This is a genomic window from Acidobacteriota bacterium (genome assembly GCA_039028635.1).
Taxonomy (GTDB): domain Bacteria; phylum Acidobacteriota; class Thermoanaerobaculia; order Multivoradales; family JBCCEF01; genus JBCCEF01.
Genome location: JBCCHV010000016.1, coordinates 1 through 19215, shown reverse-complemented (window position 1 = coordinate 19215; position 19215 = coordinate 1). Strand labels below are relative to the sequence as shown.

Below are 19215 nucleotides of genomic sequence, written 5' to 3'. Positions count from 1 at the left end.
CGCCGGTTCCCCCCATTTCCCGACCTCGGGATATGCTTGTGCGTAACGATGAGCGATTTCCGAGGGTGAGCCCGAGCAGAGCGATGATCACCGCCATGATCAGCAAGAAGGGTGGTGTCGGTAAGACCACCACCACCGTCAACCTCGCCGGCGCCCTCGCCCGCACCGGTCAACGGGTGCTGCTGGTCGACCTCGACAGCCAAGCCTCGGCCTCCCGCTCCCTCGGCGTGCCGCGCTCCAAGCTCGCTCCCTCGATCGCCGACGTTCTCTTCTGGGGAACCCCGACTCGCGAAGCGGTGCGCTCGACGGAGGTCGAGAACCTCGACCTGATCACGGCGTCGGCGGACCTGGTCTCGGCGGACATCGATCTCGGCCAGTCGCGGCAGCGCGAGACTCGCCTGCGCTCGGCCCTCGATCCGCTACGCGACTCCTACGACGCCATTCTGCTCGACTGCTCCCCGTCGCTGTCGCTGCTACCGATCAACGCGCTGACCGCCGCCGACGCCTTCATCGCCCCGGTTGTACCGCACTTCCTCGCCATCGAAGGGGTCGAAAGCCTGCTCAAGGCGGCCCAGCGGGTACGGGCCTACTTCAATCGCGATCTCGAGTGTCTCGGCATCCTGATGACGATGGTCGATTACCGGACCAACGAGACCCGCGCCAACGTCGAGCGCATCCGCCAGCAGTACGGGCGCATGGTCTTCGGCGTCGAGATCCGCATCAACACGCGCCTGGCCGAGGCCCCCGGCCGAGGCAAGACCATCTTCGACTACGACCCCGAAGCCACCGGCGCCGCCGCCCACTCGCTGCTGGCGGTCGAGTACGCCCTGCGCAGCCGCGCCCTGCGGCGCCTCGCCGATGGCGACGAGAGCATCGCCGACACCGCTGCCGTCCAGGAGTCCTCGACAACAGAGCCCTCAGAGGAGAACGCAACCGAGCCCTCAGAGGACCAACGAGCGGACATTTCGGCGGAGACCGCCACGGCACCCTCGACGGAGAACTCTACAGAGCCCTCAGAGGACCAGCGAGTTGACATTTCGGCGGAGAGTGCGATGGCACCCTCAGCGGAGAACGGAGCGGAGCCCTCAGAGGATCAGCGAGCGGAAATTTCGGCGGAGAGCGCGACGGAGCCCTCGACGGAGTACGCAACAGAGCCCTCAGAGGATCAGCGAGCGGACATTTCGACGGAGAGCGCGACGGCACCGGCAGCGGAGAGCACAGCGGGGCCCTCAGAGGACCAGCGAGCGGACAATTCGGCGGAAGGCGCGACGGCACCCTCGACCGAGGGCGCAACAGGACCCTCGGGGATCGATCGAAAGGGCACTGAGGCAGAGAGCGCAGCGGGGCCCTCGGCAGGCGAGCCAACAGAGCTCTCAGCAGTCGAAACACCAGAGCCCTCGGTCGACGACCAAACGCGCACCACCCTCGCCGAACTGCGAGAGTCCGCCGAAGGCTGAAGGCCGAGCTCTCAGGAGATCCGGAGGGACTCGATCGGCGGCTCCCGCCGAGCCCGCGCCAGGCACCCCACCGCCTCCACCATCAGCCAGAGAGCCAGCACCAGCAAGACCAGGCCGACGGCGAAGAGCAGACCGCCACCGGCACCGCGATCGGCCCAGAAGTCGCGCAGGTTGGAGACCATCGCGATCAGCGTCGACACCATCATGAACACCGCCGGCAGGCCGGTGAACCAGGGATTGCGCCGGCGCTGCACCAGGTAGAGGGTGACCACCGTCAGGGCGAGACCGGCGAGCAACTGGTTGACGGTTCCGAACAAGCGCCACAGTGCCAACCCCGCCGGCCGCCCGGCGACCTCGTAGAAGGCGAAGAAGGCAATCACGGCGACCGCCGCGGCCGACGCCAAGAAGCGATTGTCGAGCACCTTCCAACCCAGCGTCTCGCCGATCTCCGAGATGTTGAAGCGCAGCAAGCGGGTGGCCGAATCGAGGGTGGTGAGGGCAAAGGACACCACCACCACGGCGATCAGGGCGGTCGCCCCGCGATGGTCCAGGACGCCGAGATTCTCGACGAAGTGAGCCGCCCCGGTGATGAACACGCCGACCTGCTTGCCGAGGCCCTGAATCGACGACCAATCGTGGTAGGTACTGCTCCACACCTCCGCAGCCGACAGGCCCGAACGACCGAGGACGCCGGCGGTACAGGCGACCACCGCCAACAGGCCGAGGAGCGACTCACCGACCATGCCGCCGTAGCCGATGAACCGGGCGTCGGTCTCGCTCGCGATCTGCTTCGCCGTGGTTCCCGACGACACCAGGGAGTGGAAGCCGCTGGCGGCGCCACAGGCGATGACGATGAAGACGAAGGGCAGGAAGCTCGGCGCCCCCTCGGGATTCATGCGGAAGGCCGGCGCCGCGAACTCCGGCGCGCCGACGAAGACTCCGACGTAGGCCAGACCGAGGCCGAGGTAGAGCAGCAGGGAGTTGAGAAAATCGCGCGCCTGCAACAGGCTCCAGACCGGCAGCACGGAGGCGATGAAGGCATAGGCGAGGAGAATCCAGACCCATTGCGGCTGGCTCGGCCAGGCGGCGCGCTCGAGGCCGAGGGTCGGCAAGCGCAAGCCGGCATAGACGCCGACCAACAGCAGACCGAAGCCGGCCGCCGCCAGCGGCGCCAGGGACCAGCCCTTGCGATAGACCAGGTGCCCGGTGACCATCGCCACCAAGATCAGCAGGGCGGAGGGCAGAACCGCCGTCGGGAAGGACGAGGGGTCGGCCAGGGGCTGCGCCGGATCCCAGCTCTCGGTGATCGAGAACATCACCGCGATGACGTAGACGAACACTCCCATCGCCAGGGCGATGCCGAAGAAGATGATCAGGTGGAAAAGCGTCTTGGCGCGGCGCCCGATGATGCCCTCGGTCACCTTCCCGATCGACATACCGCGGGCCCGCATGCTGACCACCAAGGCTCCGAAGTCGTGGACACAGCCGACCAGGACAGCACCGAGCAGCACCCACAGCAGGGCCGGAGCCCAGCCCCAGATGACCGCCACCGCCGGCCCCAACATCGGAGACAGGCCGGTGATCGACGCATAGTGATGCCCAAAGAGCACGAACCGCCCCGTCGGAACGTAGTCGACGCCATCGCGCTGGGCGTGAGCCGGCGTCTCGGCCCTGGGATCGAGGGCGAAAACCCGCCGCGCCAGATAGCGGGCATAGACGAAGTACCCGGTGGCATAGCCCAGCAGGCAGAGAGCGGTGACGACGGCGACCATGGCAACTCCCGATCAAGCACGAATCAAGGTTCGCGGGATTCTACTCCGCCCCGCCGCCTCCACAGGACAGGGCAAGCCAACCCGGCGCTGGGAGGGTAAGCTTCCCTGGCAGGGAAAAGCTCCGACACCGCAGCGAGTCTTCGCCCCGTAATCCGGGGCGGCAAGGTTGTTGCACTGCTTTGAAGGGAGTCGCAATCCCGGCCTGCGGGCTTGCGGCCATCGATTGACGATAGATGCCGACAAGGAGGATCTCATGACCCGACGATCCCTGAAGATTGCGCTTTCCACGCTAGCGATTGCCCTCACCCTGGGAACTTCGACGGTCTTCGGCCAGGCGGCCGATCAGTCCCTCGAGATCAAGCGTCTGACCACCCGCGTCCGCCACGTCGACAGCGGCGAGGTCTACAACTACGAGCTCGGCCAGCACATCCCGCTGCAGGTCGGTGAGCGGGTGGTGATTCGCCTGCGCGGCGAGGGTCCGGCAATTCGCAAGGCGATCGATCTGCGGGCTCGCTGGGAGGTCAACCGCGGCGGCTGGCGCCTCGACGTTCTGAAATCGCAACCCGATTTCATCGAGCTCCGCGCAGTGTCCTCCAATGAGGACAACCGCGGCAAGAACGGCAACCTGAGCCAGCTCGAGTTCACCTTGCAGGGTCCCTACACCGGACGCAAGGTCATCCTGCACGGTTTCCTGACCTTCGATATCGGCGGTAGCGGCCACGGCGGTGGTGGCGGCGGCGATCTCGGCGGTGGAGACTCTTCCAGTGCCGCCGCTCGAGCCGTCGTCGGCAGCCTCTACCACGGCATCCTCGGGCGCGCTCCTTCGAGCCGCGAGCTGAGCACCGCCACCGATCGCGTCGACCGCTACGGTGTCGGCGAGGTGCGGACCCTGGCCGCCAACCTCGCAGCCGACGCACGGGCACCGCGCGGCGACCGTTGGCAGAGCCGTCAGCTGATCGGCGACCTCTACCGCGCCCTGCTCGGTCGAACCGGAACGGATCAGCAGATGTGGGACCGGGACCAGGGCTTTCGCGACGCCGTTTCGACCTTCATGAATCGCGGATTGAGCCCCGTCGTCGATGTCCTGGTGACCTCCGAAGAGTTTCGGCGCCACCAGGGCCTCGACCGCCTGGCGGCCTCGCCGCCGCGCGGCGTGCGCCGACGCAACTGATCTGAATTCCTTTTGAATTCAGGATCTTTCCGGGCTGCCGCATCGCGGCAGCCCGGTTTGCTTGTGCTAGGCTGGTGGCCACTTCGAGGAGCCACCGATGAGCCAGGCAACATCCCCTTCCGAGACCTCTGCCGCCTCCCAGGAAGCCTCCAATCCGGGATCCCGGGCGCCCGACACCGCGGTTCTCGACCGGGCCGTCACCGCCGTCGCCGAGTCGAAACAGCGCTGGGCCCGGCTCGGTCTGAAGGAGCGCCGACGCCTCCTCGACCGCACCGCCCGCGAGTTTCTCGCCGTCGCACCGCGCTGGGCGGAAGCCGGTCTGGCCGCCAAAGGGCTGACCGAGGGCGGCCCCGCCGGCGGCGAGGAATGGCTCACCGGCCCCTACCTGGTAGTGCGCAATCTCCGGCTGCTCCACGATGCCCTCGAAGACATCGCCGAAGCCGGCAAACCGGAGATTCCGGGACCGGTCAAGACCCGTCCCGATGGCCGGGTCACGGCCGGTGTCTTTCCCAGCTCCCTCTATGACCGCATGTTCTACCCCAACGTCACGGCGGAAGTTTGGATGCAGCCTGGGGTGGCCCTGACGGATCTCCCGAGCACTCAGGCGGTGGCCTACGACGACCCGCCCCCGGAAGGTCGCTCGGTGCTGGTCCTGGGCGCCGGCAACGTTTCCTCCATCGGACCGATGGATGCGCTCTACAAGCTGTTCGTGGAGAAGAAGACGGTGGTGGTCAAGGCGCACCCGGTCAACGCCTTCCTCGGTCCGCTCTTCGAGGAGGGGTTCGCCAGCCTGATCGCCGAGGGCTTCCTGCGCATCGTCTACGGCGGAGCCGAGGAGGGTGACTACCTTTGTCGCCACCCGGAGATCGACGAGATTCACATCACCGGGTCGGATCGCACCTACGACGCCATCGTCTTCGGTCCCGGTGCCGACGGTCAGGCCGCCAAGGCCGAGAACCGGCCCCGCAACCAGAAGACGATCACCGCCGAGCTCGGCAACGTCAGCCCGGTGATCGTGGTTCCCGGGCCCTGGAAAGACGGCGACTTCTCGTACCAGGCCCAAAACCTCGCCGCCATGCTGGTCAACAACGCCGGCTTCAACTGCAACGCCACCCGAGTCATCGTGTTGCCCGCCAGTTGGCCCGGGAGCGATCGCCTGCTCGACGAGCTGCGTCGGACCCTGGAGCGAATTTCCACCCGCCAGGCCTACTATCCCGGCGCCCGGGATCGCTTCGCCGCCTTTCAGGAAGCCCATCCCGAGATGGAGACCTTCGGCCAGCCGGCCGAGGGCGAGCTCCCCTGGGCGCTGGTGCCGGACGTCGATCCGCGCGAATCGGACGACATCTGCTTCCGCCAGGAAGCCTTCTGTGGGCTTTTCGCCGCCACCCGCCTCGCCGGCGACGACCTCGAGGACTACCTCGAAAGGGCCACCGAGTTCTGCAATCAGGCCCTCTGGGGCAGCCTCAACGCAACCCTCATCGTGCACCCGGCGGCGCGCCGCAAGGCCGCCGTCGAAGAGGCGATTTCAAACCTGCGCTACGGCACCGTGGCGGTCAACCACTGGGCAGCCGTCGGCTACGGCCTGGTGGTCACCACCTGGGGAGCCTTCCCGGGCCATCCGGCCCAGGACATCCAGTCCGGCAACGGCGTCGTGCACAACACGCTGATGTTCTCCCGCGCCGAGAAGAGCGTCGTCCGGGCACCCTTTCGGGCCATGCCCAAGCCGCCGTGGTTCCCGGGGCACCGCACCGACGCCGAGCTCGCCGAGGCGCTGACCCGGTTCGAGGCCGCCCCGTCGCCGTTCCGCCTACCGGGCATCTTCTGGGAAGCCCTGCGCGGTTAGATGGCGCGCGACACCGCCTGAATCAGGCCGTTCGAATTTTGTGGGGAAAAGAGAAAACTCCAGGGAACTCCGGCCTCCGCGAAGAAGCGGAGTTCCCTGGACAATCCGTCGGAACGCCCTCCCTGACCGCCCGACGACCAACTCATGTGAGACCAACGCTCCGGATTCACAGTCTCCGGAAACTCCCTCAAACCTGCAACCTTCAAATCAGTGATTCAACACTATCCAGCGCGGCCACTCTTTTCTTAGAGCAGGATGCGTGCCAGGTTCGCAATCGCCATGTTTCCAGGGCTTTTTCGCCTTCAGGGCCCAAAGACTGACGTAATTTGTCAAGATTGCGAGACAATTTCTGGCGTTCGACCCTGAAGCCTGCCGATGAGTCCACAAAGGTGAACCGAATCGGAACAGTCGCACCTTTTCGGTCGTCAGGAAGAGCGCCGACGAGCGATGAAGCAGAAGTCATCGTTCTCGAGGGCCCCGGCCTCGATCAGCCAACGCTCGAGGTCGCACATCATGGCGGCCAGCGCCAGGGCTCTGTCGTCCTCCGGCACCTGATCACCGGCCACGGCCTCGTAGGTCGAGAAGACGCGCTGACGCACCGCCCCGCCGAGGGGCCGCCGTAGCTCGACGGCGAAGGACTCGGCCAACAGCTCCTCCATCGCGACGGCAGCAGCGCGGCGCCGCTCCTGATACCAGCCCGCCACCGACCGCCGCCACCTCGCGGACGCCACCGGCACGCCGAGGTGAGGCAGGCACTGACGGGCGTAGTGCAGGGCCCGCCGGCTGCCGAAGCCACCGGTCGGCCCGCCGTACTCGTCACCCAACCAGCGACCACCGGCCACCAGGCGCTGCGCGATGGCCGAGACCAAGGCTTGGCGATCCTCCGCCAAGCCGAGAACCCCATTGGTCAGAACCAGGTCGAAGGGCCCCGCCGGAATCGCCTCGTGGCGGGGATCGATCACCACCGGATCGATGCCGCCGGCCGCCACCTGGCCGGCCAGCCAGCGGCGCTGATCATCGACCAGCACCAGCACACGGTCCCCCGGCGCCGGCCCGGCTTCGGCCAGCACCCAGGTCCACCAGTCACACTCGGGAAAGCCCGAGGACCACTCCTGGAGCGTGTCGCGGACGGACGGCCAGGCCAAGCCCAGCCGGCGGTTCCAGGACGGACGCGAATGCACTTCGGCGGTGGCCACCGCGCCGTTCTCCCCTTCCCCATCGCCCAGCAGCGGCAGCGCCCGCGGCCTGCGGTCAGGCGAGCCCCCGCGACGCCCGGGTCCGCCAGGCAGCTGCGCCACCGCGACGACGAAGTCGGCGGGCAGCACACCTTCCGCCATCAGCGCTTCCTCGACGAAGCAGAGAAAGGCCAAGAGTCGATCGTCCCAGATCTCCGTCGGCGAGAAGTTCTGCACGATGTCGTAGAGCAGATGATGCAGGATCGTGCCGCCGTAGGGAGCGCGCCAGAGGACTTCGAAGGTGCGCGAGGTCCACTCCTCGAGTGAGGCCGAGCGCACCGCCTCGGAAGGGTCGGTGGCGATCATCTCCTCGACCGTCGGCACTTCCTTGCGTGGATAGATGCCGCCGGTGGCCGCACTGCGTCGAAATCGTTCTGGCAGACGAGCCAGCAGGCGGTTGATCACCGCCATCTGGCGCTGCGTGAACTGAAAGCGGGTCGGACCAACGTACTCGTTCAGGATCAACAGGCCGTCCGGCGCCAGCACCCGCTCGAGCTCGCCGTAGCAGTGCTCCAGGTTCTCGACGTGGTGCAGCACCGAATGGGCGATGACCACGTCGTAGCGCGCTCGCGGCAGCCGATCGAGATTGAGGTCGATCACCTGGTAGCGCAGATTGTCGAGCCCTTCGGCAGCGGCCTGCTGGCGCGCTCGCTCGACGGCGTCGGCGGCGACGTCGCAAGCATCGTTGGCGGCGATCCGCGGATCGCCGGCGATCGAGCGCTCGAGCCAGCCTTCTCCACAGCCCAAGACGGCGACGGTGAGATCCTGGCCCCGCACCCAACGATTCCAGGTCCAGGTGAGCCAGTCCTGGGCGGGATCTCCGGAGACCAGACGATTGAGGTACGCCCGCACCACCGGCGAACCCATCCAGTGGATCTCCGCCAGCTGGCGGGTGTGGTCGGCGTCCCCCCAGTGGGAGGACACCCGATCCCGACTCATTCCCCGCCCAGCACCCGCTTGATCTTGGTGCCGGCGGCGAGGCGGTCGCCGCGCTGCACGCGATTGATCAGCTCGAGGGTTTCGATCGGCACCGACGACGGCCAGCGCCAGTTGACCTCCTCCAGCGTCAGCTCGCGGGGCAGGGTGAAGATCTCGACCCGCTTCGGCTCGATATTCAGGATCCGCCGATCGGTGAGGCGAGAGAAGCTGGCGACGGACGATTGCAGCGGCGTGCCCACCGACTGCCACCGCGGCTCCATGGTGTAGCCCATAAGCTGGAACACCTGCTCGCGATAGCCGATGAAGGCGGCCAGGCCGACGATGTCCTCGGCCTGCTCCCGCGGCACCGAGAAGTAGTTGCCGGAGGACGACAGCCCCCGCACCACCGAGCCGAGGGCATTGCCGCGGCGAATCCCCTGCTGCGAGAAGAACTCACGGGCCGCCGCTTCCGGCGAATCCCCCTGCGCCAGCCGAAGCACCATGGCAGCGTCCTCCTGCGGGCTGATGGCGATCACCTGCTGACGCTGGTTGACGGTCTTCCACCCGTCCGGGAAGTCGAGGCGGAAGGCCATGTCCGGGTGGTAGAAGGTCGAGCCTTCGAAATAGCCTTCGCGCGGATTGGGGCCGAAGGTCATACCGCTGACGCGTTCGAGGAAGCGCTCCGTCCCGACTTCCCTACCGGTCTCCGTCTCGCCCGCCGCGGCCACCGCCGCAGCGATCCGCTCGCGCCGGTTCTCCGGCGGTGGATGAGTGGCCAGCCAGCCGGGAACACGGCCCTCGGCACCGGCCGCCCGGCTCACCGCCCCGAGCATCTCGAAGACCCCGATCATCTCCATCGGGTCGTAGTCGGCCCGGCGCAGGTAGCGCAGGCCGAGATCGTCGGCCTGGCGCTCGTCGTCACGGCCATACTTCAGGAACAGCAGGCCCATGCCGGTCTGCAGCAGATTGCCGGCGCGCTGGAGAGAGGGCTCGACCATCATGCCGATGCCGAGACCGAGGGTCGCCAGCTGTGCCTTGCTCAAGCGCGACACGCTGTGGCGCCCGGTGACGTGGCCGATCTCGTGGCCGAGCACCGCCGCCAGCTCGGCCTCGTTGTTCATGTGGGTGAGGATGCCGCGGGTGATGTAGATGAAGCCACCGGGCAAGGCGAAGGCGTTGACCACCGGATCATCCACCACCCGAAAGGTCCACGGCAGGTTGGGCCGTTCCGACGCCGCCGCCAGGCGCTGGCCGAGGTCCGAGACATAGCGCTGCGCCTCTTCGTCCGGATAGAGGCCGAGGGAGGCGACGATCTGCTGATCCGACTGCCGTCCCATGGCGATCTCTTGCTGTTCGCTGATCAAGGCGAGCTGGGTCTTGCCGGTCGCCGGGTTGGTGGCGCACCCGATCCACGGCACGGTGAACACCAGGGCGAGGGCGAGGCTAAAGAATCGACTCATCGTTGGTTCCTCTTGGTCGTCTGCGACGGCAGACCGCGGTACCGGCGATTCGATCATCCATCAATCCGCCTCGTGGTGCACCACCTCTTCGTGGAGGCGCACCACGGTGCGTAAGTTCAAATACTGCGCCAGCCGAAAACCGGCATAGGCCACCACCAGGAGAATAGCCCAGGTGAAGACTCCCTGCTCACCGCGCCCGGGTTCGAGAAACGGTGTCCCTGTCGATCGGAACCAGAACAACACCACCACCGCCGCCAGGCAGAGCAACGACACCGCCAGGGCGCGGCGACTGGCCCGCCGCAGCTCCTCGCGCTCGATGGCCACGATGGCGTCGGCATCGAGGTCACCGTCGCGCGGAATCCGCAAGCCGGCGACGTCGTCGACCAACAGGGCACGAACCGCCTTACCGCGCCACACCTCAGGCCCCCTTGTTCCGCTCCCAAGGCCGGCGGTCGAAGTAGCTCTTGGTGAGCTTGGACACCAAGCCCGAGAGCAACAACACCGCGACCAGGTTGGGGAAGGTCACCATCCCCAGAGCGACATCGCCGAGGGCCCAGATGGTCGCCAAGGGTGCCACCGCACCCAAGAAGTGCATCACCACGAACACCAGCTTGTAGGGCAAGACCGCCTTGCTACCGAAGATGTAATTGACGCTGCGGTCACCGTAGTAGCTCCAGGAGATTGCCGTCGAGACCGCAAACAGCATCACCGACAACAGCACGATGTATCCCCCCGCCTTGCCCAACGCCCTCTCGAAGGCCAGCTTGGTCAGCGGCGCTCCATTCTCGACCGCCGCCCCATAGAGACTCTCGTAGCTCTGACCATCGCGGCCCCGGGCCGTGCCGTCGGCCGACACCAGGACTCCGTCGAAGGGCACCTGCTGGGCGAGATCGACATAGAAGCGCTCGATCGCGACCTCGTGCCAGGCGAAACGCGCGCCGTCACCCTGAGGGTAGCCATCGACGATCTGGATCTCGGCCTCCGGATCGCTCGAGCCGTCGGCCACCGCCACCCAGGAAGAATCGCCACCGCTCAGGTTGAGCTCCGTTGCCACCCGCTGGTTCCAAACGCCGGTGATCAGAATCACCAGACCGGTCATGGTGCAGATCAGAATCGTGTCGATGAACGGCTCGAGGAGCGCCACCACGCCCTCCGAAACCGGTTCGTCGGTCTTGGCGGCCGCGTGAGCGACCGGCGCCGAGCCCTGACCGGCCTCGTTCGAGAACAGGCCGCGCTTGACGCCCCACATCATGGTGAGGAGCAAGGCGCCGGTGCCGGTGCCGGCAACCCCCGCCGAAGGATTGAACGCCTCGCGGAAGATCAGCCCGAAGGTCGGAGCGATCTCGCTGGCATTCGAGATCAGGATGATCATGGCGCCAAAGACGTAGACCGCCGCCATCACCGGTGCCAGGATGCCGGTCACCTTGCCGATCCGGCGAATGCCACCGAGGATCACCAGCGCGACGATCGCCGAGGTCACCAAACCGGTGAGCCAGGGTGAGATGCCGAACTCCGTGAGCACCGTGTCCGAAACCGTATTGGCCTGAATGCCGTTGCCGGTCAGGAACGAGGTGATGATGAGGGCGCCGGCGAAGAAGATCGCCAGCGGCTTCCAGCGCCGACCGAGGCCCTTCTCGATGTAGTACATCGGGCCGCCCGAAACGGAGCCTTCCCAAACCTTGGCATCCTGGTCCGGGAACTCCACCTCGCGAAAGTGCAGCGCCAGCGTCACCTCCGAGTACTTCAGGGCCATGCCGAAGAGGGCCGTGACCCACATCCAAAAGAGAGCTCCCGGGCCGCCCCAGTGAATCGCGATCGCCACCCCGGCGATGTTGCCGATGCCGACGGTGGCCGACAGAGCGGTGGTCAGGGCCTGGAAGTGGGAGACGTCGCCGGGCTCATCCGGATCGTCGTATCGTCCACTGGTGACGCCGAAGCCATGGACCAGGCGTCGAACCTGGATGAATCCCAGTCGCAGCGTCATGAAGAGGCCGGTGCCGAGCAGAGCGATCACCAGGAAGGGAATGCGCTCCTCCCCGACCGGAATCCCCGTCTGCCACACCAGATGTTCGAGCCAACCGATGATTGCTGCGATTCTGTCCATGCTTCTCCCTCGGCCCTTGCAGTTTCCTGGCGGCCCGCCGTGTGCGAGCGACGACCCGAGCTCACCCCGCGGGGTGAGCACGGCAGACGGACTACTGGCTTTCGGCCAAGCCGGACGGGGCCCTGCTCCGACGCCTTCCGCGATGGCGGAAAGGCCTTCGGATGCGACCCGTTTTCAGCAACCCGTCAATGAAGGCCGAATTCTACCCCAGCCCGGAGCTGCGACCGCCCTCCCTATCTCGTTGAATCCAGAATGCCTTCGGTCCGTGGCGATCACCCTCGCCGAGCGCCCGCCGATTCGATCTAGGGTGCGATCACTGCTGAAGTCGCCGTCGGCCCCTCGAAGCTGGTTCGGCAGCGCTATGATCGGCACCGAATCCGCGATGCCACGTCGTCTTCTCCCCCTGCTCCTCGCCGCCCTCCTCACCGCTGCCGGCTGTGCCGCGCCAGCGGACGAAGTGGTGCTGCGTGCGGCGGTGGCTCGGCCCCCGGACTTGCTCGATCTCGACAGCCTGTTGCCCGCCGAGACGGTCTTTCGCTGGCAGCTCTCGCGCGACCCGGAGCGCTTTGCCTGGAGCGCCCGGCACGACAGCCGCCTCGAGCGCCGGAAAGATCAGGTGGTGATGGCCTCCGACAGCGGTGTCGCCACCATCGAGCGGTCGGCGGACCTCGTCGCTGCGGAGGTCGCTTTCGTCGAGGTCAAGCTGGCTGGCCTGCGCGGCGGCCGAGTCATTCTGGGCTGGTCCGGCGAGGAGACCGCAGACGCCTTCCTGACCCAGCCGGTGCGCCACCCCTACCACCGCTTCTTCAAGACCTACCGCTTCGCGGTGGGATCCGATCCCAGATGGCGGGGAACCATCGACCGCATCCGGCTGCGCATCGAAGGCTCGTCTCCGGATGGCTATGCCCTGCGCTATGTCCTGGGCGGTCGGCGCCAGTTCGATGGCAGTCGATGGCGACAGGCGGTCGACCGGCCGTGGAAGGTCTCCCATCAGGGCGAGGCCCGCGATGGCTGGCTGACGCCGGTCGACTCGCCGCGCCGCCTGGCGATGGGCAAAGTACCGCGGGGCGCCCGCCTCCATCTCGGTCACGCTCTCCTCGGGAGCCGGCCAGAGGCCACCCGTCTCATCGTCGAGCGTCTCCATGACGACGGCTCCCGGGAACCGCTCCTCGAGGTGGACCGGCAACCAGGACCCTGGCACGACGAGACGATCGACCTCGCCGCCATCGCCGGTGAAGATCTGGTCCTCGAGCTCGCCGCGACCTCGCCCCGATCCCCCGCCGACCCGACCGTGTCCCTCGCCGCCTGGAGCCGACCGCAGGTGATCGCGCCGCGGCCGGGGCGAGATCGCCCCAACGTGCTGCTGATCTCCCTCGACACCTTGCGGGCCGATCGCCTCTCGCTCTACGGTCACCACCGTCAAACCTCGCCCCTGCTGGATCGCTGGGCCGCTGGAGCCGCCGTTTTCGAACAGGCCCTCGCCGCTTCGCCCTGGACCCTCCCGTCCCACGTCTCGATGTTCACCGGCATCGACGCCCAGCGCCACGGGGTGAACTACAACAACGACCGGATGGGCGACGTGGCGACCCTCGCCGGTGCCCTGCAAGACCTCGGCTACGCCACCGAAGCGATCACCGGAGGTGGCTTCCTGCGCCCCGACTACGGCCTCGCACGCGGCTTCGACCGCTTTCGCTTCTGGCCCTCGCGACAGCGTCAGGAGAACGAGCTCACCCGCAATGTCGACCACGCCCTCGAACGCCTCGCCGAGCTCGCCGAGGGTCGCTTCTTCCTGTTATTCCACACCTACGAGATCCACTCGCCGTTCACTCCTCGGCAGCCCTGGTTCGAGACCTACTCGGGCGGTGCCAAGCTCGCCGGCAAGCTGGTGACCCGACAGCACAAGAGCGCCGCCGACCAAGGCTTCAAGACCCGCTACGGCTTCGCCCTGGAAACGCGTGCGGCGCCGGGCGAGGCGCCCCAGGACCGCCCCTTGACGGCAGCCGAGAAGGACCTCCCGGGCGATCTCTACGACAGCGCCATCGCCTACACCGACGTCCAGATCGGTCGCCTTCTCGCAGGCCTCGAAGAGCTCGCCCTGGATCGCGACACGGTGATCGTGATCACCTCCGATCACGGCGAGTTGCTGGGCGAGGACGGCCTCGCCAGCCACGCTTACCTGCGCCCCGAGAACCTGCGGGTACCGCTGTTGATCTCGACCCCCGAGGGACTCGGCGCAGGGCGCCGCATCGAGCGGCCGGTGGGCAGCGTCGATCTCCTGCCAACGCTGCTCGAGCTGGTCGGTGCCGAGCCCCTCGCAGGCCTCGACGGCACCTCCCTGCTCCCGCTCATGGCGGGCGAATCCGACGGCCCGCGCAGCACCTGGAGCTATGCCGGTGGCAGCAACGGAGGTCTTCAGGCCGACCTCGGCCGCCGCGGCGTTTTCACCTTCGACGACACCGCTTGGCGACCTCACGCCGAGATTGGTCACCCTGGCGGCGGGTCGGCCGCCGATCCGCGGGAGATCGAGGCCCTGAGGCGCTGGGCGAGTCAGCGCCTAAGCGAGAATCCCCGCGGCCTGTTTCTCCGCTTCCACAATCCTTCCGCGGAGACCGTTCAGGGCACCCTCGAGGGCCAGCGATTCGTACCCACGGGCCTCAAAGCCCTCGACCTACCTTGCGCTTGTGTCACCTGGCTAGACCAGCAGCGAATCGCCTTCGAGGTACCGCCGGGCAGCAGCTACACCTTGGTCTTTCGACGCCGCCTGCTGACCGACTTCCTGGGTCTCGCTATCGACGACGGTGAGCGCTTTCGGTTCGCCGTCGCCGAGCTCGGTGAGCGCACCGTGCTGGCGCAGCGCCATGGGACCTGGCAAATCGCCGACCACGAAGAAGAATCTCTGCCCTCCATCGTGCTGTGGCACGACGAGGGCGCCACCGCTGAGGCAGCTCGCACCGATGATCGCGAGCTCCGCGAGCAGCTCAAAGCCCTCGGGTACCTCGACTGAGGAGAATGTTCGAGATGCAAACCGAATCACGCACCTCGGGCGGCGCCAGTCGGCGTCGGAGAGCATCGAGGCCGGCCCTCCTGGTGCTCCTGGCGGCCGGCCTCTTCGGCGCCATGGCGAACCCAGCCAGCGGGTCGCTGCCCGCCCTGGAAGACCACCGCCCCCGCACCGCCCTGGTGCTCAGCGGAGGCGGAGCCCGCGGGGCGGCACACGTCGGCCTGCTCCAGGTCTTGGAAGAACAGCAAGTGGCCGTCGACTGCGTCGTCGGCACCAGCATGGGGGCCATCGTCGGGGGCCTCTACGCCGCCGGCTGGACTCCGGCGGAGCTCGAGGGGCACCTGCGCGACACCGACTGGAGAGACGTCTTCGACGACGCTCCGCCGCGCAAACGCACCTCCTTTCGGCGCAAGCAAGACGACTTCCTCCCCCTCTTTCCCATCGAGTTGGGCGTCTCGCGCCGTGGCCTTCGCGCTCCGGCCGGCCTGATCGCAGGCCGAAAGCTCGGCTTTCTGCTCCGGCGCCTCACCCTGCCCGCCGCCACCCTCGACGACTTCGACCGTCTCCCCCTCCCCTTCCGCGCCATTGCGGCGGACCTCGACAGTGGCGAAATGGTGGTGCTCGAGGGCGGCTCTCTGGCCGAGGCGCTGCGCGCCAGCATGTCGATCCCCGGCGCCTTCACGCCGGTTGAGATCGATGGTCGTACCCTGGTCGATGGCGGCATCGTGCGCAATCTGCCCGTCGACGTCGCCCGCGAGCTGTGCGCCGACCGGCCCGGCGACCGCGTCTTGGCCATCGACATCGGAACCCCTCCGAGATCCCTCAAGGGCACCGAGTCCTTCTTCACCGTCATGTTCCAGACCTTCAGCGTCATCAACAAGCGCAACGTGGAAGCTTCCCGCGACCAGATTCGCCCGAACGACCTACTGCTGTCTCCCGACCTCGGCGACATCTCGGCGGCCAGCTTCCAGCGCGTCGGCGAAGCCATCGCGCTCGGTCGTCGAGCTGCCCAGGAGAACCGGCTCGACCTGCAGCCCTTCGCCGTCTCGGAAGATCGCTTCGAGCAATTCGAACAGCGCCGCCAGCAGCAGCGGGCAGTCCCCGATCCGCTCCTCGCCGAGGTGGTGGTGCGCGGCGCCGAGCGCGTTGCCGCGCGTCAGATCACCGCGCGCCTGCGGACCCAGCCGGGGCAGCTTCTCAACTTCGAACAGCTCGGCCGCGACCTCAGCCGCATCTATCAGCTCGAGGAGTTCGAGCAGGTCGACTTCCGCTTCGAGGCTCTCCCCGCCGGTACCCGACTCGTCATCGAGGTCGAAGAGCGTCAGTGGGCACCGGCTGGCTATCTCCAACCGGGCCTTCAGCTCGAAGCCAATCTGGAAGGAGAGTCGGAGTTCCTGGCCATCGCCAACTACCGCCGAACACAGATCAATCGCCTCGGTGCCGAATGGAAGCTCCTGACCACTCTTGGCGACCAGGAGCGGATTTTCAGCGAGTTCTTCCAGCCCCTCGACTATCGCGGCTTCACCTTCATCGCCCCGTTTGTCCAGTGGCTCGAGGACGAACTCGTCGAGCCCACCGGCGAGCTCGGCGGCATCGACTTCGACCAGTTCGACATCGGAGTCGACGTCGGAGTGCAATTCGGGAATTATGGCGAGATCCGGTTCGGCGTCCAAAGCGGCCGAGTCCGCGGTAACAGCTCGCGGATTCGCAACCTGGTCGAGGCCGACACCGGCGGAATAGGCGCCGAGCTCACCTTTGACCGCCTTGACGAGATCGAGTTCCCGCGCTCGGGATCGCTGGCTCGCTTCGAGGTCTTCCGGTCCGACGCTAGCCTCGGCGCCGACGACGAATTCGACCTCGTCGAGGGCCAGCTCTTCGGCGCCGCCTCGCGCGGTCGAACCACCTTCTTCGGCGGCGCCGCCTACGGCAGCGCCCTCTCCACCGAGCTCCCCGACTACGCCGAGCTCGACCTCGGTGGCTTTTTCAACCTCTCCGGCCTCCGCCCCCAGGCGCTGCGCGGCGACGCCCTCGCCCTCGCCTCCGTCGGCGTCTATCGCGAAATGCGTCCAAAACTCTACGCCGGCATCGCCCTCGAAGCCGGCAACACCTGGGACGACGCCAGCGACCTCGACCTCGGCGATCTCGTCTACTCCGCCCTCGCCTACATCGGCCGCAAGACCTTCATCGGCCCCGTCTACCTCGGCTACGCCCAAACCGACCAAGGCGACGACTCCTTCTACTTCTTCCTCGGACGCACCTTCGACTGACTGAACGGGAACCAAGGAAGACCGTCCATTCCCAACAATCACGCCTATGGCGAAATCTCGCCACCGTCTATCCTCGCGAAAACGCCCTCCCAACGATTCCTCTCTCCTGAAAGAGTGAGCCCCTCTCTCACCTTCTGCATCGCAATGGCCACGAAGAAGTTAGCCACATCTTCAGCGGTCTCTTCATCATGGAAGGTCGTCATGATGTCCTTCAGGCCAGCGTAAGCCAAAAGATCATCAATGAAATCGTGAACTTCCTCAGCTCTAGGCCCGAAAGAGACGAAATAGACACACCCAGCTTCAATCAGGCTCTCAACTGCAGTCCGCAAGAGGCCGTTTCCTCGATGCCTCTCGTCCTCACAATCGAGCAAGGCTGCGACCGGCCCTCCGAGCTCCGGCATCGCGCGATCGAGATCTGAGTAGGCCAAATAATGAACCATCATTCTGCGCTCCTCAAGATCTCGAGAGGAGACACGCCGAACTCGCGCCCGAGAAGCCCAGAGCCTCGACCATGCCTACTGCGCCGAAGAAGAGAATCAAAATAGCCTGAACCGAAACCGAACCTCAATGCTCGGGAAGACCGGAATGAATTTCGACGTCACGAAAGCGCTCTCTGATCCGAGCATGAGCGACCTCGCTGCTTGTCACAATCTCCCAGAGATCACTGTCGTGGCACATCAGACTTAGTTCCACTGAACGGTAGTAATCCTCATCCATCGGGAAACGCGGCAGTCTCCGATCATCAACTGGAACGCAAGCAACCAAGTTGATCTCCTGGAACAGGCCAAGCGCCAGCGTCATCAAGTCTGGGCCGGAGTATTCAATACCGCCAGGACTATCCGACAATTGGGCTTCGATTGCGGCGACATTGATCTCGCCGGAACTCACAGCCTCCATCTCCAGAAGGCGCCAGGATCGCCCTTTCCAGATAGGAAGAACGATCCTCAGGACATCTTCGAAGCTCACTTCCAGACAACCCGACCTGTCACTATCTCTAATCTGAACGGTCTTCATGTTCACCTCTCTAAGGTATGAAGAAGGCTAGTACCGGAGCTCTTCTGCACGAAGACGCTTCCCTGTGGAGGGATCGTAGCGATGCTGATGGGGATCGGGATGGTCTCCACGGCCATGATTGGTGAAGTCAACATCGCGGACCTTTTCGCCATCGTGACCGAATTCACGGGCCTGAGTGTACTCTCCGCTCTTTGCACTACTTCGCCTGCCGAGTTGAGTGTGTGGGAGGTTGACGTCAGGAATCGCGTTTCCGTATTCATCTCGCGGCAGCGTTCGATCGGGCCGATAGGAGCCTGCAGGATTTGAATCTGTGGCCTTCACGACATCGACGATGTCATCGGCCTTTTGAACTCCCTTGTTGAGAAGGCCCGCTCCCCCAGGGACTCCCGGCAGAAGGATCGCAACAGAGTCGAGGGCGTTGTTGATGAAGGCCTGAGCTGCGGCAACCCCAGTATCGACCGAGGGATTCTCTTGGAAGTTGTTTGCGGCCTCGACCCAAGCCTCTTGGGAGGCTTTGAACGACGCGTAATCGAGAACCTCCCAGAAAATCCTGCCATCGGGATCCACATGCTTGACGGGATTACCCATGCCGTAGGCATATCGGTTCCAGCTTTGAGGTGACTCGACGATCGCCGACTCCCGTGCCGGATCGACGCTCAGAAACCGCCCATTGAGGGGATTGCAGTACCGGGCATGCATGTAGTCGAGGTCATCTCCCTGACCGGCGGTGCCGTGGGTGTCCCTCTCGTGGCCGGTGAACTTCATCCGCTCACTGGACCCATTGGGCACGGACTCTTCCCCAAAGGGAAAGTAGGTATGAAGCCCAGCGCTTCTCCCGTCGGCCTTGGTGATGAGCCGGGGCGTGCCGAGATGGTCGAGGTGGAAGAAGCGTAGCCCCTCGGCCGGCCTCCAGGAAGCCAGCAGTTGACCATCCCGATGGATGTGGTCTTCCCGGTGGTTCCAGGTGCCGGCG

General features: G+C 66.0%; 13 protein-coding genes. 5 read left to right on the top strand and 8 right to left on the bottom strand.

Going from position 1 to position 19215, the window contains the following annotated elements:
* Positions 1-65 precede the first annotated feature (65 nt).
* Complete coding sequence (locus AAF604_08890; protein ID MEM7049763.1) at positions 66-1457, top strand: AAA family ATPase; 1392 nt, start codon at positions 66-68, stop codon at positions 1455-1457.
* Positions 1458-1468: 11 nt separating this feature from the next.
* Here AAF604_08890 and AAF604_08885 read toward each other — a convergent pair whose 3' ends face one another.
* Complete coding sequence (locus AAF604_08885) at positions 1469-3229, bottom strand: carbon starvation protein A (protein ID MEM7049762.1); 1761 nt, start codon at positions 3227-3229, stop codon at positions 1469-1471.
* Between the two features lie 253 nt (positions 3230-3482).
* Here AAF604_08885 and AAF604_08880 point away from each other — a divergent pair, with 253 nt between their 5' ends.
* Positions 3483-4400: a hypothetical protein gene (locus AAF604_08880; GenBank protein ID MEM7049761.1), complete on the top strand. Its 918-nt coding sequence runs from the start codon at positions 3483-3485 to the stop codon at positions 4398-4400.
* Positions 4401-4497: 97 nt separating this feature from the next.
* Positions 4498-6243 carry an aldehyde dehydrogenase family protein gene (locus AAF604_08875; GenBank protein MEM7049760.1) on the top strand — a complete coding sequence of 582 codons (1746 nt, stop codon included), beginning with the start codon at positions 4498-4500 and terminating at the stop codon, positions 6241-6243.
* Positions 6244-6668: 425 nt separating this feature from the next.
* On the opposite strand, the gene AAF604_08870 is transcribed toward AAF604_08875, so the two are convergent.
* Genes AAF604_08870 through AAF604_08855 form a run of 4 tightly spaced genes read right to left on the bottom strand, consistent with a single transcriptional unit; the run spans position 6669 to position 11960 of the window.
* Complete coding sequence (locus AAF604_08870) at positions 6669-8402, bottom strand: class I SAM-dependent methyltransferase (GenBank protein ID MEM7049759.1); 1734 nt, start codon at positions 8400-8402, stop codon at positions 6669-6671.
* Between the two features lie 11 nt (positions 8403-8413).
* Positions 8414-9856 (bottom strand): M48 family metalloprotease, encoded by a 1443-nt coding sequence (locus tag AAF604_08865; GenBank protein ID MEM7049758.1) that lies wholly within the window; start codon positions 9854-9856, stop codon positions 8414-8416.
* A 60-nt stretch (positions 9857-9916) separates the two neighbouring features.
* Positions 9917-10273 (bottom strand): hypothetical protein, encoded by a 357-nt coding sequence (locus AAF604_08860; protein MEM7049757.1) that lies wholly within the window; start codon positions 10271-10273, stop codon positions 9917-9919.
* 1 nt (position 10274) lies between these two features.
* Positions 10275-11960: a sodium:alanine symporter family protein gene (locus AAF604_08855; GenBank protein MEM7049756.1), complete on the bottom strand. Its 1686-nt coding sequence runs from the start codon at positions 11958-11960 to the stop codon at positions 10275-10277.
* Between the two features lie 382 nt (positions 11961-12342).
* On the opposite strand from AAF604_08855, the gene AAF604_08850 reads away from it, so the two are divergent.
* Together AAF604_08850 and AAF604_08845 are read left to right on the top strand one after the other, a co-directional pair.
* Positions 12343-14964, top strand: a complete 2622-nt coding sequence (locus AAF604_08850; GenBank protein MEM7049755.1) for a sulfatase — start codon at positions 12343-12345, stop codon at positions 14962-14964.
* Between the two features lie 14 nt (positions 14965-14978).
* A complete protein-coding gene (locus AAF604_08845) occupies positions 14979-17228 on the top strand; it encodes a patatin-like phospholipase family protein (GenBank protein ID MEM7049754.1) in 2250 nt (749 codons plus the stop codon).
* A gap of 44 nt (positions 17229-17272) precedes the next feature.
* Here AAF604_08845 and AAF604_08840 read toward each other — a convergent pair whose 3' ends face one another.
* The 3 genes from AAF604_08840 to AAF604_08830 form a co-directional block, all read right to left on the bottom strand.
* The gene (locus tag AAF604_08840) at positions 17273-17671 is read right to left on the bottom strand and encodes a hypothetical protein (protein ID MEM7049753.1); all 399 of its coding nucleotides are present in this window, start codon (positions 17669-17671) and stop codon (positions 17273-17275) included.
* A gap of 121 nt (positions 17672-17792) precedes the next feature.
* On the bottom strand, positions 17793-18242 hold the full coding sequence (locus AAF604_08835) for a hypothetical protein (protein MEM7049752.1): 450 nt from the start codon (positions 18240-18242) through the stop codon (positions 17793-17795).
* Between the two features lie 27 nt (positions 18243-18269).
* A partial coding sequence (locus AAF604_08830; protein MEM7049751.1) for an RHS repeat-associated core domain-containing protein occupies positions 18270-19215 on the bottom strand: 946 nt, incomplete at its 5' end.

Coding starts and splice junctions, on each gene's coding strand:
- AAF604_08885 (MEM7049762.1), bottom strand. CDS start 3,229: ATGGTCGCCGTCGTCACCGCTCTCTGCCTGCTGGGCTATGCCACCGGG.
- AAF604_08880 (MEM7049761.1), top strand. CDS start 3,483: ATGACCCGACGATCCCTGAAGATTGCGCTTTCCACGCTAGCGATTGCC.
- AAF604_08875 (MEM7049760.1), top strand. CDS start 4,498: ATGAGCCAGGCAACATCCCCTTCCGAGACCTCTGCCGCCTCCCAGGAA.
- AAF604_08865 (MEM7049758.1), bottom strand. CDS start 9,856: ATGAGTCGATTCTTTAGCCTCGCCCTCGCCCTGGTGTTCACCGTGCCG.
- AAF604_08855 (MEM7049756.1), bottom strand. CDS start 11,960: ATGGACAGAATCGCAGCAATCATCGGTTGGCTCGAACATCTGGTGTGG.
- AAF604_08850 (MEM7049755.1), top strand. CDS start 12,343: ATGCCACGTCGTCTTCTCCCCCTGCTCCTCGCCGCCCTCCTCACCGCT.
- AAF604_08845 (MEM7049754.1), top strand. CDS start 14,979: ATGCAAACCGAATCACGCACCTCGGGCGGCGCCAGTCGGCGTCGGAGA.
- AAF604_08840 (MEM7049753.1), bottom strand. CDS start 17,671: ATGATGGTTCATTATTTGGCCTACTCAGATCTCGATCGCGCGATGCCG.
- AAF604_08835 (MEM7049752.1), bottom strand. CDS start 18,242: ATGAAGACCGTTCAGATTAGAGATAGTGACAGGTCGGGTTGTCTGGAA.